Genomic DNA, 16,488 nt, shown 5'->3' on the forward strand with positions numbered 1-16,488 from the left:
TATGCCTTCCCTTTTTAATACCTGTTTGATGCTTAACGCGAGGTCTCTTCCACCAGCGGCGCGTCGTGTTTTTCATCGTCAGGATGAACCGGCGCGGTGCTGTGAATTTCGTGAACGCGCTTACGCACGCCGAACCAGCCAGCGATCAGCAGCACGGCCAGCAGCGGGATGGTGGCGATGGTATAGGTGCCGTTCGGGTAGTCGAACGCCATCAGCACCAGCACGCTGAACAGGAAGAGCAGGGTGAGCCAGGAGGTCACCGGCGCGCCCGGCAGCTTAAAGCTGATATCTGCGGCTTTGCCTTCTTTAATGGCTTTACGCAGACGCATCTGGCAGACCACGATAAAGGCCCAGGAAGCGATAATGCCGAGTGCGGCCACGTTCAGAACGATCTCAAAGACCTGAGACGGCACCAGATAGTTCAGGAATACGCCGAAGACGTACACCACCAGCGTGGCAAGAATGCCCGCGTAAGGCACGTGCTGCTTGCTCATCTTCGACATGAACTTCGGCGCTGAACCGCCCATCGACATGGAGCGCAGGATACGCCCGGTAGAGTACAGACCGGAGTTCAGGCTGGAGAGCGCCGCCGTCAGCACCACGATGTTCATGATACTGCCCACGTAAGGCACGCCGAGCTTCGAGAAGAAGGTGACGAACGGGCTCTGGCCGGCCTGATAGGCGTTCCACGGCAGCAGCAGAACCAGCAGCACCACGGAGCCGACGTAGAACAGACCGATACGCCAGATCACGCTGTTAATGGCTTTTGGCACCATCGTTTGTGGGTCTTTACATTCGCCCGCAGCGGTACCGACCAGCTCAATAGAGGCAAAGGCAAACACCACGCCCTGAACCAGCACCAGCGCAGGCAGCAGACCGTGCGGGAAGAAACCGCCGTTATCGGTTATCAGGTGGAAGCCGGTAGCATTGCCATCCAGCGGTTTGCCGCTGCCGAGGAAGACGGTACCGACCACCAGGAAAATCACAATGGCGAGCACTTTGACCAGCGCAAACCAGAACTCCATCTCGGCGAACCACTTCACGCCGATCATGTTCATGGTGCCGACGATCGCCAGCGCGCCAAGGGCAAAGACCCACTGCGGCACATCACCGAACGCGCCCCAGTAGTGCATATACAGCGCAACGGCGGTGATATCGACGATACCGGTCATCGCCCAGTTGACGAAGTACATCCAGCCTGCCACGTAGGCGGCTTTTTCACCGAGGAATTCTCGGGCGTAAGAGACGAAGCTTCCGCTGGAAGGGCGATGCAGTACCAGTTCACCCAGCGCGCGAAGAATGAAGAAAGAGAAGATCCCGCACACCAGATAGACCAGGGCGAGAGCCGGGCCCGCCATCTGCAGACGCGCGCCAGCACCTAAAAACAGACCCGTTCCGATAGCGCCGCCGATGGCGATCATTTGAACCTGACGGTTGCCCATCGCTTTGTGGTAGCCCTCTTCGTGGGAGTTCAACCAGCGACGTTTCGCAGCGTGATGATCGGCTGCGCTTTTATTGCTTGTTTTCATTGAGTTACCTGTTTGCCTGTCTGAACCATTATCGTGATAGTCCTGCCTGGCAGAGCGCAATACAAACGATTGCTTCTGCGCAAACACATGCCGCCTTCCCAGTCATTCTGCGTATGGATAAGGCGAAACATGGCGAGGCATCCTACCTGCAATTCATAAGCGACGCAAAATATAACCGTGCCGAAAGTGATGCACGTCGAAGGAAATCGTGTGGTCAGAGCAGAGGGGGATCACAACACGCTGAATCGTGATGAGTTTTTAGTCAAAACAATCGCGACGTTGTTTATTTAATCATCAGATTCCCTTAATTATTACCAGATGGTATAAATTTTTACTGCCGCAGGGCATCGAGAAGCAACCTGAACGCGGTTGTGTGCTGTCGACGGCTTGGATAATAGAGGTGATATCCTTCAAACGTGGGGCACCAGGACTCAAGGACCCTGACGAGCCGTCCGTACTGAAGGGCGTCCAGGACCGAGGACTCGGGCACGTAGGCTAATCCGAGGCCACTCTCCGCCGCGTCGATGCGCTGCGACAGATTACTCAGTGTAAGCTGTCCTTCAACCCGCACCCGAAGCTCGCGCCCGTCGCGCTCAAACTCCCAGTCATACACTGCCCCTCGGGTGGGCAGGCGGAGATTGATACAGCGGTGTTCACCCAGCTGCTCCGGCACGAGCGGCACGCCAAAACGAGCCAGGTAATCCGGGGAGCCGACGACCGCCATGCGCATGTCCGGCGCTATCCGCACCGCAATCATATCTTTTGCCACCTGTTCACCCAGGCGTACCCCCGCGTCGAAGCGGCCATCGACGATATCTGTCAGGCCGTTGTCGACCGTCACTTCGACGTTGATTTCAGGATACTGCAGCATAAAAGCCTTCAGTGCCGGCCAGAGCACGGCGTCCATCGCGTGCTCGCCGGCGACTATGCGGATAGCGCCTGCGGGTTTGTCGCGGGTGCTGCAAAGCGCCGTGAGTTCCTGTTCGATCTCCTGCAGATGCGGGCTGAGGCGCGAAAAGAGCTGCTCACCCGCGGGTGTCGGAACCACGCTGCGGGTTGTGCGGGTTAACAGGCGAACGTCTAATCGCGCTTCAAGCTTGCGCATCGCATGACTCAGTGCCGATTGCGAGACGCCCAGCTGCGCCGCTGCGCGCGTAAAGCTGCGCTCGCGGGCCACTACCATAAAGGAGAGCAGGTCGTTGAAATTATCTTTTAGCATTGCGGTTCTATTTATGAATTTCAGTCATGTGTTCTATCTCATTATGTACCCTAATGCTCCAGAATGCTTTGCGCTACTGTTAACGCAACAGTCAACAAGGAGCAAAAGATGAAAATTATCCGCAGCGGTTCATTACCTTCAGCAACAGGCCCGGAGGCCTGGTTTACCGGCGCTGTTCGCATTGACGCGCCCTTTCAGGCGAGCGAACCTGCCAGCGTCGGCGGGGCAACCGTGACCTTTGAGCCGGGGGCGCGCACGGCCTGGCATACGCATCCCCTGGGACAAACGCTGATTGTGACGCAGGGGCGCGGCTGGTTACAGGCGTGGGGCGAAGAGGCGGAAATCCTGAATCAGGGCGATATCGCCTGGATCCCACCCGGCGTGAAGCACTGGCACGGCGCAAGTGCGCAAACGGCGATGACGCATATCGCCATCGCCGAAGCGGTAAACGGCAGCCCGGTAACGTGGCTGGAAAAAGTGACCGACGAACAGTACCCGAACGGCTAACCGCCAAAAACGGCAATCGCCTGCTGCAGGCGCGGTTGATCAAACAGCAGCACCAGACTGGCCAGCTGCAGACGTTTCTCAGGGAATAAATAGACTGCCAGACAGGAGAGTAACACCGCCGCGGTAATACCAGGAAGCATTTCGTTAACAGAATGAAAACGTTATGATTCGGTCTCATTTTCGTAAATACAGGGAGGCTGAGGTGAAAATTAACGTCATCGGAACCAGCGGAAGTGGAAAAAGCACGCTGGCGAAGCAGATTGCGACCGAACTGGCTATTCCCTATATCGAGATGGACAGACTCTACTGGCGACCCGAATGGCAGGGAACGCCGGACGATGAGTTTCAGGAAAAGCTTGAGCAGGTGCTACAGGCGTCGCCAGACTGGGTACTCGACGGCAACTATAACCGCACGCGGCCCGTTAAATGGCGTAATGTAGACGTTGTCGTGTGGGTGGATTATGGGTTTGTCCGCACCCTCTGGCAGGCCGTCAACAGGGCAATCAAACGGGCCTGGCATAAACACGAGCTTTGGCCCGGAACCGGGAACAAAGAGAGTTTCCGGCGCGCGTTCTTCAGTAAAGAGTCGATTCTCATCTGGACGATGAAAACGTGGCGTAACAACCGCACGCGTTATGAAGCCGATCTGCAAAACCCGCAATATGGGCATATCCGCTTCGTCCATATTACCCGCCGCGGGCAGGCGGAAACGCTGATTGCCGCCTTAAAATCTTATTCTTAGTAGGGTTTTATATATCTGATTTCCGGCAAACCAAATGTAAATTAATTGTTTCTCAGTGGTGAAATACGCCTTTAATAATGTCGACATGTTAAGTCAAACGAGAACGCAACATGTCATGGCGAATCAGCATTCTGGATAAAAGCCCCATCGCTGAAAATGAAACGGCTGCCGATGCGCTGGCGCGGACGTTAGCGCTGGCGCAACAGGCGGAAAATCTGGGCTATCACCGCTTCTGGATTGCCGAACACCACAATACCCCGCAACTCGCCAGCCCCTCGCCGGAACTGCTGATTGCCTGGATCCTCGGGCAAACAAAGCGCATCCGTGTGGGCTCTGGCGGCGTCATGCTTCAACACTATAGCCCCTATAAAGTCGCTGAAAACTTTAACGTTCTGGCCGCGCTGGCGCCGGGTCGCGTGGATCTGGGCGTCGGGAAAGCCCCCGGTGGTTTGCCGCTCTCAACCCGCGCGCTTCAGCAGGGCCTGAATCAGCAGGAAAAGGGCAGCTTTGCCGAACAGCTGGACCAGCTCGATCGCTGGATCCGTCCTGAAAACCAGTCGGCGGAAGAGGCCGTTCGTGCCACGCCGTTGCCGCCGGTCCCTGCACAAGGTTTCCTGCTGGGGGCCAGCCCCGAAAGCGCGCTGCTCGCCGCATCGCTCGACTGGCACTTCGTCTTTGCCGCACACCTGAACGGCGATCCGGAGCTGCTGCGCGAGGTGGTATCGATCTGGCGGAAGAACAGCGCGCGGGAGGTGATTGTGGCGGTGCAGGCGGTTGTCGCGCCGACCCAGGCCGAAGCGGACGCGCTGGCGCAGAAGGTCGAAGTGTGGGGCGTTGAGCTGGCAAACGGCCAGCGCGTAACCGTCGCCAGTGAGGAGCAGGCCTACGCCTTTGCCCGTCAGGCGGGGAGCGAGCCGGTATGCATTGCCCGTCGGGCCCAGTCGCTGCTGGCGGGAACAGCTGAGTCGGTGCTGGAACAGCTTAACGCGCTGCACGAACAGTGGGGCATTGACGAATTTATCATCGACACGCCGGTCGCGGAGGGGGCAACGCGCGTCGCGTCTCTGCGTCTGCTGGCCGAGGCGCGTCTTAACAGGGAGGTCACCGTATGAGCTTCGGCGAACAACTGATTGCCTGGCGTCGTGAGCTGCACCGGAACCCGGAGCTGTCCGGCCAGGAAGTGGAGACCACCGCGCGCCTGCGCCAGTGGCTGACGAATGCCGGTATTCCCCCACAGCCTTACGATCTGCCGACCGGTCTGGTGGCGGAAATTGGAACCGGTAGCAAGCTGATTGCGCTGCGGGCAGACATTGATGCCCTGCCAATTGAAGAGCGCAGCGGCGTGCCGTTTAGCTCGCAGCATGCAGGCGTGATGCACGCCTGCGGACACGATATCCACACCAGCGTGATCCTCGGCGCCGCGTTAAAGCTCAAAGAGCGGGAAGCCTCACTTAACGGCAGGGTGCGTATCCTGTTTCAACCTGCCGAAGAGAACTTTGGCGGTGCGAAGAGCATGGTGCGTGCCGGTGCCCTGCGTGACGTCAGCGCCATTTTCGGTATGCACAACGAGCCGGGCCTGCTGGTCGGTGAGTTCGCCACCCGCGGCGGACCGTTTTATGCCAACGTCGATCGCTTCGTGATCCGCATCACCGGCAAGGGCGCACATGCGGCCCGCCCGCACGAAGGCAACGACGCCATTGTGCTGGCGAGCCAGCTGGTGACGGCGCTGCAAAGCGTCGCCAGCCGCAACGTCAACACGCTGGATTCGGTGGTGCTGAGCGTGACGCGCATCGCAGGGGGTAACACCTGGAACGTGCTGCCCGAAAGCGTCGAGCTGGAGGGCACGCTTCGCACCCACCGCACGGAGGTGCAGCAGAACGTGAAGGCCCGCGTGGGCGAAATTGCCGCCGGGTTTGCCAGCGCCTTCAGCGCGCAGATCGACATCACCTGGTATGCCGGGCCCACCGCGCTGGTGAACGACGAGCGCTGGGCCGACTTCGCCACCTCCGTTGCCAGAGAGGCAGGCTATGAAACCCGGTATGCGGAGCTACATATGGGCGGGGAAGATTTTGCGGTCTACCTGCAGTCTGTTCCCGGCGCGTTTGTCAGCATCGGCAGCAACAGCCCGTATGGTTTACACCACCCGGCGTTTAATCCTGACGAAGCCCTGATTGAACCCGCAGCCCGCTATTTTGCACAGCTGGCGGAAAAAGCCCTGCAACACGTTTAATTCTGGAGAGGTAAATATGTCTGCACATCGTCAACTGCGGCTTGGGACCATTTTGCATGGTGCATCGGGCAATATGTCCGCCTGGCGTCATCCGGCGGCGGTCGCGGATGCCAGCATTAATTTTGAATTCGTAAAAGAGACGGCGTTAAAAGCGGAGGAGGGCAAACTCGATTTTTTATTCGTTGCCGACGGTCTTTATATAAATGAGAAATCCATTCCGCATTTTTTAAACCGCTTTGAGCCGTTAACGGTATTATCCGCGCTGGCAAGCATCACCACGCGTCTGGGGCTGGTGGGAACATTATCCACCTCCTACAGCGAACCCTTTACCACGGCGCGCCAGTTCGCCAGCCTCGATCATCTGAGCAACGGACGTGCGGGCTGGAACGTAGTGACTTCGCCGCTGGAAGGGTCGGCAAAGAACTTCTCGCGCGAAAAACACCCCGAGCATGCGCTGCGCTATCGCATTGCGGATGAGTATCTCGACGTGGTGAAAGGGCTGTGGGACTCCTGGGAAGGCGACGCGTTTATACGCAACAAAGAGAGCGGTCAGTTTTTTGACCCGACCAGGCTGCATACCCTCGATCACCACGGTGACTTCTTCCAGGTCGCCGGTCCGCTGAATATTGGTCGCACCCCGCAAGGGCGTCCGATTGTTTTTCAGGCGGGCGCGTCGGACGACGGGAAAAAGCTAGCGGCAAAACATGCCGACGCCATTTTCACTCATCACGAAACGCTCGACGAGGCAAAAGCGTTTTACCGCGACGTGAAGCAGCAGCTGGAAACAAACGGCCGCCGCGCGTCAGATTTACATATCTTCCAGGGCGTCAGCGTGATTGTCGGTAAAGACGCCGATGACGTGGAAAACCAGTATCAAACCACGGCGGCGCTGGTGTCGGTTACCGATGCCCTCAATTACCTCGGGCGTTATTTTGAACATCACGATTTCAGCCAGTATCCGCTCGACGAGCCGTTCCCGGATATCGGTGACTTAGGCAAAAACAGCTTCCGCAGCACCACCGATGAAATTAAGCGAAATGCCCGCGAGCGCAACTTAACCCTGCGCCAGGTGGCGCTTGAGGCCGCATCGCCGCGCCCGCGCTTTTCCGGCACGCCGGAGGAGGTCGCCGACGGTCTGCAGGCCTGGTTTGAAGGCTATGCCGCAGACGGCTTCATCATCCAGGGCGGTACGCCGGATACCTTTCCGCGCTTTGTTGACCAGGTGGTGCCCGTTTTACAGGCCCGCGGCCTGTTCCGCACCGACTACCCGGGAACCACGCTGCGCGAAAGCCTTGGCTTAGACCAACCGAAAAACCAGTTCACACAACAATAAAAGAGAACTCCGCTATGCAGAAAACATCGCTTATTCTGGCGCTCGCGCTGGCCTTTACCCCTGCCGTCTGGGCAGAGAATGTGAACATTAACGGCACCGGCGTGAGCATCGAGGCCAATAAAACGCCGATCAATACCGCCAAAAACAGCGATGCAGTGGCGCAGCTGCCGAAAGATTATCGCTTCGCCGTGCCGGGGAAATTTACCGTGGCGGTGGCGGGCCTGAATCAACCGCCGCTGACGGTATTTTCCGACGACAACAAAACGCTGCTCGGGAGTGAAGTTGACGTCGCCCGTCTGGTGGCCGATAGCCTCGGACTTGAGTTGAACGTGGTGCCAACGTCGTGGGAAGACTGGCCGCTGGGCGTGGCGTCCGGGAAATACGATGCCGCCATCAGCAACATTACCGTTACCAAAGCGCGCAAAGAGAAGTTTGATTTCGCCACCTACCGTAAGGACTCCCTCGGTTTCTACGTGAAATCGACCAGCCCGATCGAATCGCTTCAGAAGGCTGAGGACATCGCCGGGCTGCGGATTATCGTTGGTTCCGGGACCAATCAGGAGGCCATCCTGCTGGCATGGAATGCTGAAAACCAGAAGAAGGGGCTGAAACCGTTTACCCCGATCTACACCAAAGACGATGCGGCGCAAACGCTGGCGCTCCAGTCCGGGCGCGCGGATGCCTACTTTGGCCCGAACGTGATTGGCGCATGGAAGGCGGCGCTGAACGGGAAAACTAAACTGGTCGGCAGCGTCGACGGCGGCTGGCCGAAGGCGGCGCACATTGCGGTGACGCTGAAGAAAGGCAGCGGGCTGGTTGAGCCAGTGCAAACCGCGCTGAACGGCGTAATTAAAAACGGCGATTACGACAAAGTGCTGAACCGCTGGGGGGAAGGCGTTGAGCGTATTCCGCAGTCAGAAGTGAATCCTGATGGCCTGGGTGATTAAGGAGGCGCTATGCGTGAACAATTTCGTGACGTTTCACCGGAAGATGCCGAACTTCAGCCCATTATCAAGGGGCTGTTCGGTGAATATGCTGCCCGCTACGGTGACTACTTCTCTAAAGACGCGGAAGTGGAACTCTCCGAGTGGTATTTAGCGCCGCAGGGGCTATTTATCGTCCTGGAGCGTGACGGAAAAATCATCGCCACCGGTGCGTACAAACCCTTTGACGAACGCACCGCGGAAATCAAGCGCATCTGGACGGACAAAACCCTGCGTCAGCAGGGGCTTGCCGGACGCGTAGTGCAGGAGCTGGAGCGCAGGGCGGTGCTGGCAGGTTACAGCCAGATCTACCTGACAACCGGTTTTCGCCAGCCGGAAGCGGTCAGGCTCTATCTCAGCCAGGGCTACCAGCCACAGTTCGATCTGAACCGGGATCCGGAAGAGTACAGCCAGCCGCCGTTTGACGGTCGGCTGCGCTTCACTAAAACGCTGGTACGCGAAGCGTTCAGTAAAACCGCATGAGGAACGACGATGAGCAACGTTGAAACCATTAAGGTGGTCCCGGCGCGTTATCCGCTGCGGACCGTCGGCGCCGCGGTGGCGCTGTTTGTGCTGGCGGTCGTGATCCAGTCCGTCGCTTTCAACCCGCGCTGGGAGTGGGCGGTGTTTGCCCGCTGGTTCTTTGACCCGGTTATTCTCGAAGGCGTAGGGCAGACTCTGCTGCTTACCCTGATCGGTACCGCGCTGAGCGTGGTGTTGGGCGGCATGCTGGCGCTGGCGAGACTCTCCTCGTCATGGCTGCTGAGCAGCCTGGCGTGGGGCTATATCTGGCTGTTTCGCTCGCTGCCGCTGATCGTGGTGCTGATCATTCTCTACAACTTTTCCTATCTCTACGACACGCTCTCCCTCGGCGTGCCGTTCACCGGCATCACCTGGGGCAGCTTTGAAACCATCAACGTGCTCGGGCAGTTCTCCACCGCCGTGGTGGGGCTGACGCTGGTGCAGAGCGCCTACACCGCAGAGATTATTCGCGGGGGGTTCCTCGGGGTGGATCACGGCCAGTATGAAGCGGCCGCCGCGCTTGGCCTGCCGGCCTGGCGACGTACGGTGCGGATAATCCTGCCTCAGGCGTTGCGCACCATTCTGCCGTCCGGGTTCAATGAAATTATCAGCCTCGCCAAGGGAACGGCGATGGTCTACGTCCTGGCAATGCCGGAGCTGTTCTATACCATCCAGATGATCTACAACCGTACCCAGGAGGTGATCCCGTTGCTGATGGTCGGTGCCGCCTGGTATCTGGTGATTACCACCGTCTTGTCCGCTATCCAGTACGGTGTTGAACGCGCACTCGCCCGCAGCGAACGCCGCTCTGCGGTTAATCAGAACCGTGCCGCCCGTCGCACCCGTTCCGTCACCACCACGCCAGCACAGGAGCCTATCCATGCAAGCCTCTCCTGAAGGACATATCTCGATTACCGGCGTCAGCAAGTATTTTGGTCGCCATAAGGCGCTCGACAACGTTTCGCTTGAGATCCCGCCCGGTTCCGTGACGGTCATTCTCGGGCCCTCAGGCTCGGGCAAATCGACGCTGCTGCGCACCATTAACCATCTGGAGCGCGTCGACGAAGGCTTTATTCAGATCGACGGGGACTACATTGGCTACCGTCGTCAGGGCGACAAGCTCTATGAGCTGAAGGAGAAAGAGATCCTCAGGCAGCGCGTCAACGTGGGCTACGTGTTTCAGAACTTCAATCTCTTTCCTCACCTCACGGTGCTGGAAAACCTGATTGAGGCGCCCATCGCGCATAAGAAGCTCAGCAAAAAAGAGGCGGTGGAAAGGGCATACAGCCTGCTGGATGTGGTTGGGCTGCGGGATAAAGCCGATGCCTGGTCTCGCCATCTCTCCGGCGGGCAGCAGCAGCGCATTGCGATCGCTCGCGCGCTGGCGCTACGCCCCCGCGTGATGCTGTTTGATGAACCTACCTCGGCGCTGGATCCGGAGCTGGTGGGAGAGGTGCTGGACGTGATCAAAAAACTGGCCCGGTCCGGCACTACGCTGGTGGTGGTCACCCACGAGATCGGCTTTGCCCGCGAGGTGGCGGATCAGGTGGTGTTTATGGTCGACGGGAAAATCGTGGAGCAGGGCAGCAGCGACGCGGTATTGAACCGTCCGTCGCACGCGCGAACGCGCCAGTTCCTGTCAAAAGTGCTGTAAGGAGCGCAGATGAAATACGGACTTCTGGCGGGGCTGGTCTTCACAACGGCAAGCCACGCCAGCATCGATCTGAAAGCCAACGAGCAGCCGCTGCCGGTGACGGTGGATCGGCAGGCCGTGGCGAAGATCCCTGCCGGTTATAAATTCGTTGAGCCGGGTACGCTGACGGTCGCCGTCTCGATGCTGAACTCCCCGCCGCTGGCGCTGCTGGCCAGCGATAACCGCACGCGGATTGGCAGCGACCCGGATATCGCCCGCCTGCTGGCGGGCAGCCTGGGGCTGAAGCTAAAGCTGGTGCCAACGGCGTGGGAAGACTGGCCGCTGGGCATCGCTTCCGGGCGCTACGACGTGGCGCTGGTGAACATTGCGGTGACCGAACAGCGTAAAGAGAAGTTTGATTTTGCGACCTACCGCGTCGATTCGCTGGCGTTTTCGGTGAAGTCCACCAGCGAGATTCAATCAATCAAAAGCGCGGAAGATCTGGCCGGAAAAAAGGTGATTGTCGGCTCGGGCACCAATCAGGAGCGCATCCTGCTGGGCTGGAACGAAGAGAATAAAAAGGCGGGGCGAGCGCCTGCGCTGCCGGTCTATCTCCACGACGATGCCTCGGGCACTCTCTATATCCAGTCCGGCAGGGCGGACGTGTTCTTTGGCCCTCAGTCGGTTTCAGCTTACAAAGCGGCGCTCACCGGCAAAACCCGCGTGGTCGGTTTAGGTCCGAAAAAAGCTTATGTCGCCACCACGACCAAAAAAGGCAATGGGCTGGTGTACGCGCTGCAGGCCGCGCTGAACGGGGCGATTGAGCGCGGCGATTACCAGAAGGTGCTGGCGCGCTGGGGCGAACAGGGCGAAGCGGTGGCGCAATCGGAGGTCAACCCGCCTGGGATAACCTACTAATGGTGCTCTACACTTAGGATTTTCACTCCTGAGGGGGCAACATGATGAAACTCTATGGCGTACCCGGCTGGGGCTCGGCAATCAGTGAAGTGATGCTGACCCTGGCCGATATCCCTTATCAATTTGTGAACGTTGACGGGTTTGACCAGCCCGGCCCGCAGCGTGAACTGCTGCAAAAACTCAACCCGCTGTGCCAGGTGCCCACGCTGGAGCTGGAAAATGGCGCCATCATGACCGAAACGGCGGCGATTGCCCTGATGGTTCTCGACAGATGTCCCGATCTCGCTCCACCCGTGGGGCAGGTTGAGCGTCAGCAGTTTCAGCGTCTGCTTATCTGGTTCGTGGCGAACGTCTATCCCACCTTTACCTATGCCGATTATCCCGAACGCTGGGTGCCTGATGCGCCGGAACAGCTGCAGAAAAACTGCATTGAGTACCGGAAATCCCTCTATCTGTGGTTTGAAAATCAGCTTAAGGCCGCGCCGTTTGCGCTGGGTGAACGGCTGACGCTGCTGGATGTGTATATTGCGGTGGCGCGCACCTGGGGGCCTCGCCATGAGTGGTTTGCGACAAATACGCCGAAGCTTACGGCGATTGCGGATACCGTGTGTCAGCTGCCGGAACTGCACAAGGTGTTAAAGGCAAACAACATTATCTGATAACGTGGAATGCTCACACATAACAGGAAGCCTGCATATGCCACACGTAGATATCAAATGTTTTCCCCGCGATCTTAACGACGAGCAAAAAACCGCGCTGGCGGCAGATATCGCCGAGGTGATTATTCGCCATTTCAACAGCAAAGACGGTTCAGTATCGGTGGCATTGGACCAGGTAAACCCGGAAGACTGGAAGGCGCAGGTCTGGGATACCGAAATCGGACCGAAGCTGGACGAGTTGATTAAAAAGCCCGGGTATTCAATGTAATCTTTCGCCGGGTGAGGTCATCGTCTTACCCGGTTTCTCCTGCCGCTTACGCCTTCTTTTCGCAAAAAACGTTAAAAATAAGTTTTATCTGATCCGTTACACTTAACGTTTACGACCGACATTTAATCAATCCTTAGGAAAGATCGACAACAGAATCAATTAAGGACAGTCACATTAAAGGATAATTTTCTCATGACAAAATTACCCCGGTTTTCACCTGCTTTTTTCCACCCGCGATACTGGCTAAGCTGGACAGGCATCGCCGCCCTGTGGCTTATCATGCTGCTGCCTTACCCGCTGTTGTTCAGACTCGGACACGCTCTGGGCCGGTTAGCCATGCGCCTTCTACCGCGCCGTGTCGAGATTGCCCGCCGTAATCTGGAACTGTGCTTCCCGCAGATGGAAGCAGAAGCGCGTGAATCTTTGCTGCAGCGAAATTTTGAATCCGTGGGAATGGGGGTTATCGAAACCGGCATGGCGTGGTTCTGGCCTGAATGGCGGGTGCGTAAATGCTTTACCGTGCGCGGTTACGAACATATGGAGCAGGCCAGGGCGCAGGGAAAGGGCGTGGTGCTGGTTGGCATGCATTTTCTGACGCTTGAGCTGGGCGCGCGGATATTTGGCATGCTTAACCCCGGTATTGGGGTTTATCGTCCCAACAATAATGCGCTCCTGGACTGGCTACAAACGCGCGGTCGTCTGCGTTCGAATAAAACCATGCTGGATCGTCATGATTTAAAAGGCATGATCCGTGCCCTGAAGCAGAATGAAATCCTCTGGTACGCGCCGGATCATGACTATGGCAAAGCCAACAGCGTGTTTGCGCCATTCTTCGCTGTCCCGGATGCCGCCACGACGGCGGGCAGCTATATGCTGGTCAAAAGCGCTAAGCCTGCCGTTATTCCGTTTGTGCCGCGCCGCAGAGAGGACGGTACAGGGTACGAGCTGATTATTCTTGAAGATATCAGCGCGTCATTGCAGGGTGCGGATAAAGAGTCTGTCGCAACCCAGATGAACCGGGCGATCGAGCGCGCGGTGCTGATGGCGCCGGAGCAGTATATGTGGCTGCACCGTCGCTTCAAGACGCGTCCTGAGGGCGTGCCGGACAGATATGCCCCTAAAAAAATCTCCGCGCCCCCTCGGGCTGGCTTAACCGACGATGAATTCTCGCAGCAGTCGGGCATGCAGCACTAAAACGCCACGCAAAAGGCTGCTGGAGCTAGTTTCCGGCAGCGCTTTTGGTCTTTAGCAGTATTTCCATCAGCCCGGGAAAACGGGCATCCAGATCCTCCCGACGCAGTGAAATCATATTTTCTCGTCCCTGCGGACGCTGCCAGATGACCCCACTGTCGCGTAACACGCGCCAGTGGTGGGTCATCGTGGACTTCACCACATCTTCCGGGCGCAGCGCGTTACAGCTGAGTTCGCTGCCATCGGCGAGCCGGCGAATAATCGATAGCCGGAGCGGGTTGCCGAGGGCAAACAGCACATTTTCCAGCAGTATTTGTTCAGTTTCAGGGTGGTTAGGGATCATCGTTTTCCTGCGCGTGATGTCAGATTGAGCTATATCAACAATAGGTCAACCCTTAAAAAATAGTTCGATAATACTCGTACAATAGGACTATTATAGCAAACGAACCAATGCACGACCATCCCGGTCGTCACAAACACGTCATAGTGACTAAGGAAATATCATGCCCCGACCCATTCCTCTCGAACGTTATCGCAACATCGGTATCTCCGCGCATATCGATGCCGGTAAAACCACCACCACTGAGCGCATCCTGTTTTATACCGGGATGAGCCACAAGCTGGGTGAAGTACACGATGGCGCGGCAACCACCGACTGGATGGCGCAGGAGCAAGAGCGCGGGATCACCATTACGTCCGCGGCGGTCAGCTGCTTCTGGCCAGGCATGGACAGAGGCTTTGAGCCGCACCGGATCAACATCATCGACACTCCGGGGCACGTGGACTTCACCATTGAGGTGGAGCGTTCCATGCGCGTGCTCGACGGCGCGGTGATGGTGTATGACTCCGTGGGTGGCGTGCAGCCGCAGTCGGAAACCGTCTGGCGTCAGGCCAATAAATATCACGTACCGCGTCTGGCCTTCGTCAACAAAATGGACCGTCCGGGTGCCGATTTCTTCCGCGTCGTGCGGATGATGCAGGAACGCCTGAAGGCCAATCCGGTGCCGATTGTCATCCCCGTGGGGGCCGAAGATCATTTCACCGGCGTAGTGGATCTCATCAAGATGCGCACCATTCTGTGGGACGATGCGACGCAGGGTATGGTGTTTACCTATGCCCCCGTGCCGGACGATATAGTCAGTACCGCCCAGGAGTGGCGGGAAAAAATGGTCTCCGCGGCGGCGGAAGCCAGCGATGAGCTGATGGACAAATACCTGGAAACGGGCGACCTGACGGAGGCGGAAATTATCCAGGGGCTGCGCATTCGCACCATCTCGGGCGAAATCCAGCCGATGCTGTGCGGCAGCGCCTTTAAAAACAAAGGTGTGCAGCGCATGCTGGATGCGGTCATCGAGCTCATGCCATCCCCGCTGGACGTGCCGGCCATTGACGGCGTGGATGAAAAAGGGCAGCACGCGGAGCGTCATCCGAGTGATGATGAGCCGTTCTCGGCGCTGGCGTTCAAGCTGATGAGCGACCCGTACGTCGGGCAGTTGACCTTTATCCGGGTCTACTCTGGCGTGCTGCGCAAAGGCGACGCGGTCTATAACCCGGTGAAAGAGAAGAAAGAGCGCATCGGGCGCATCGTGCTGATGCATGCCAACGATCGCCATGAGGTGGATGAACTGCGCGCCGGGGATATTGCGGCCTGTGTCGGGTTAAAAGACGTGACCACCGGCGACACGCTCACCGATCCGAACGCCGTCATTACGCTTGAGCGCATGGAGTTCCCGGATCCGGTGATCTCGCTGGCGATTGAGCCGAAAACCAAAGGCGATCAGGAGAAAATGGGCATTGCGCTGCAGCGTCTGGCGGCGGAAGACCCGTCTTTCCGCCTGCACACTGACGAGGAGTCCGGTCAGACCATTATCTCCGGGATGGGTGAGTTACACCTCGAGATTATCGTCGACCGCATGAAGCGTGAGTTTGGCGTCGAGGCGAATATCGGTCGTCCGCAGGTGACGTACCGCGAAACCCTGCGCAAAGCGGTGAAGGATATCGAAGGCAAATTTGTCCGGCAGTCCGGCGGTAAAGGGCAGTACGGTCATGTGGTGCTGAGCCTGGAGCCGCTGGAGCCCGGAAGTGGTTTTGTATTTGAAGATGCCACCAAGGGCGGCGTGGTGCCGCGTGAGTATATCCCGTCCGTGGAGAAAGGGCTGCGGGAAGCGATGAACAGCGGCGTGCTGGCGGGCTATCCGGTCGTAGATGTTAAGGCGACGCTGACGTTTGGCTCGTATCACGACGTCGACTCCTCGGAGATGGCGTTCCGCATGGCGGCGATCCTCGGCTTCAAGGAGGGCGCTCGCAGGGCGGATCCGGTGATCCTTGAGCCGATCATGCACGTGGAGGTGGAAACGCCGGAAGAGTACGCCGGGAACATCATGGGCGATCTCTCTTCCCGACGCGGCATGGTGCAGGGAATGGCGGAGCAGTACGGAAGCCAGATTATCCGCGCCGATGTGCCGCTGGCCGAGATGTTTGGCTACGCCACGACGCTGCGCTCGATGTCCCAGGGACGCGCGACGTACACGATGGAGTTCCACCATTTTGCGGAGGCACCGCGGAATGTTGCGGATGAGATTATTGCGCGGCGTGCGAAGTAATACGGTCGGTTTCCTACAAATAATGCCTGCACGGACAACCCCTCTCCCTTGAGGGAGAGGGCTGGGGTGAGGGGAACATACTACACTCGTGGTCATTCGGTTCACTTTATGCTCCTTGCTACTCTGTAACGACAATACCTGTGAACGTGCC

General features: G+C 58.0%; 16 protein-coding genes and 1 pseudogene. 13 read left to right on the plus strand and 4 right to left on the minus strand.

All coding sequences use genetic code 11. The features are described 5' to 3' along the window. Nucleotides 1–32: 32 nt before the first annotated feature. Together ansP and ACMWL8_RS02170 are read right to left on the minus strand one after the other, a co-directional pair. Entirely contained in the window at nt 33–1,529 is a 1,497-nt protein-coding gene (gene ansP / locus ACMWL8_RS02165; RefSeq protein WP_028013287.1) for an L-asparagine permease, read from the minus strand. Between the two features lie 331 nt (nt 1,530–1,860). Then, nucleotides 1,861–2,748, minus strand: a complete 888-nt coding sequence (locus ACMWL8_RS02170; RefSeq protein ID WP_045260620.1) for a LysR family transcriptional regulator — start codon at nt 2,746–2,748, stop codon at nt 1,861–1,863. Nucleotides 2,749–2,856: 108 nt separating this feature from the next. Between ACMWL8_RS02170 and ACMWL8_RS02175 the strand changes: the two genes are divergently transcribed. Further along, complete coding sequence (locus ACMWL8_RS02175) at nt 2,857–3,255, plus strand: cupin domain-containing protein (RefSeq protein ID WP_045260619.1); 399 nt, start codon at nt 2,857–2,859, stop codon at nt 3,253–3,255. On the opposite strand, the gene ACMWL8_RS02180 is transcribed toward ACMWL8_RS02175, so the two are convergent. Continuing rightward, a complete protein-coding gene (locus ACMWL8_RS02180; RefSeq protein ID WP_154818592.1) occupies nt 3,252–3,395 on the minus strand; it encodes a hypothetical protein in 144 nt (47 codons plus the stop codon). The genes ACMWL8_RS02175 and ACMWL8_RS02180 overlap by 4 nt on opposite strands. A gap of 62 nt (nt 3,396–3,457) precedes the next feature. Between ACMWL8_RS02180 and ACMWL8_RS02185 the strand changes: the two genes are divergently transcribed. From ACMWL8_RS02185 to ACMWL8_RS02235, 11 genes and pseudogenes are all read left to right on the plus strand, one after another. Beyond that, complete coding sequence (locus ACMWL8_RS02185; protein WP_028013284.1) at nt 3,458–3,997, plus strand: AAA family ATPase; 540 nt, start codon at nt 3,458–3,460, stop codon at nt 3,995–3,997. Nucleotides 3,998–4,107: 110 nt separating this feature from the next. Beyond that, complete coding sequence (locus ACMWL8_RS02190; protein ID WP_045260618.1) at nt 4,108–5,109, plus strand: MsnO8 family LLM class oxidoreductase; 1,002 nt, start codon at nt 4,108–4,110, stop codon at nt 5,107–5,109. After that, nucleotides 5,106–6,227, plus strand: a complete 1,122-nt coding sequence (locus ACMWL8_RS02195; protein WP_045260617.1) for an amidohydrolase — start codon at nt 5,106–5,108, stop codon at nt 6,225–6,227. The genes ACMWL8_RS02190 and ACMWL8_RS02195 overlap by 4 nt, the downstream gene beginning before the upstream one ends. 16 nt (nt 6,228–6,243) lie before the next feature. Beyond that, nucleotides 6,244–8,507, plus strand: a pseudogene (locus tag ACMWL8_RS02200) (NtaA/DmoA family FMN-dependent monooxygenase). 9 nt (nt 8,508–8,516) lie between these two features. After that, complete coding sequence (locus ACMWL8_RS02205) at nt 8,517–9,026, plus strand: GNAT family N-acetyltransferase (RefSeq protein ID WP_045260614.1); 510 nt, start codon at nt 8,517–8,519, stop codon at nt 9,024–9,026. 9 nt (nt 9,027–9,035) lie between these two features. Next, nucleotides 9,036–9,962 (plus strand): amino acid ABC transporter permease, encoded by a 927-nt coding sequence (locus tag ACMWL8_RS02210; protein ID WP_028013278.1) that lies wholly within the window; start codon nt 9,036–9,038, stop codon nt 9,960–9,962. Continuing rightward, the gene (locus tag ACMWL8_RS02215) at nt 9,946–10,719 is read left to right on the plus strand and encodes an amino acid ABC transporter ATP-binding protein (RefSeq protein ID WP_045260613.1); all 774 of its coding nucleotides are present in this window, start codon (nt 9,946–9,948) and stop codon (nt 10,717–10,719) included. Before ACMWL8_RS02210 ends, ACMWL8_RS02215 begins: the two co-directional genes overlap by 17 nt. Before the next feature lie 9 nt (nt 10,720–10,728). Then, on the plus strand, nt 10,729–11,616 hold the full coding sequence (locus ACMWL8_RS02220) for an ABC transporter substrate-binding protein (protein ID WP_045260612.1): 888 nt from the start codon (nt 10,729–10,731) through the stop codon (nt 11,614–11,616). A gap of 41 nt (nt 11,617–11,657) precedes the next feature. Further along, nucleotides 11,658–12,275, plus strand: coding sequence for a glutathione S-transferase family protein (locus tag ACMWL8_RS02225; protein ID WP_045260611.1), 618 nt, complete (start codon nt 11,658–11,660; stop codon nt 12,273–12,275). A gap of 37 nt (nt 12,276–12,312) precedes the next feature. Further along, nucleotides 12,313–12,543, plus strand: coding sequence for a tautomerase PptA (gene pptA, locus ACMWL8_RS02230; RefSeq protein WP_414751541.1), 231 nt, complete (start codon nt 12,313–12,315; stop codon nt 12,541–12,543). 192 nt (nt 12,544–12,735) lie between these two features. After that, nucleotides 12,736–13,737, plus strand: coding sequence for a Kdo(2)-lipid IV(A) acyltransferase (locus ACMWL8_RS02235; RefSeq protein ID WP_045260610.1), 1,002 nt, complete (start codon nt 12,736–12,738; stop codon nt 13,735–13,737). Between the two features lie 25 nt (nt 13,738–13,762). Here ACMWL8_RS02235 and ACMWL8_RS02240 read toward each other — a convergent pair whose 3' ends face one another. Beyond that, nucleotides 13,763–14,077: an ArsR/SmtB family transcription factor gene (locus ACMWL8_RS02240; RefSeq protein WP_045260609.1), complete on the minus strand. Its 315-nt coding sequence runs from the start codon at nt 14,075–14,077 to the stop codon at nt 13,763–13,765. Nucleotides 14,078–14,237: 160 nt separating this feature from the next. On the opposite strand from ACMWL8_RS02240, the gene fusA reads away from it, so the two are divergent. Beyond that, nucleotides 14,238–16,337 (plus strand): elongation factor G, encoded by a 2,100-nt coding sequence (gene fusA / locus ACMWL8_RS02245; RefSeq protein ID WP_045260608.1) that lies wholly within the window; start codon nt 14,238–14,240, stop codon nt 16,335–16,337. Nucleotides 16,338–16,488 lie beyond the last annotated feature (151 nt).

It is taken from the genome of Enterobacter sp. 04-C-12-SI-ECC (assembly GCF_047530715.1).
Lineage (GTDB): Bacteria > Pseudomonadota > Gammaproteobacteria > Enterobacterales > Enterobacteriaceae > Enterobacter > Enterobacter bugandensis.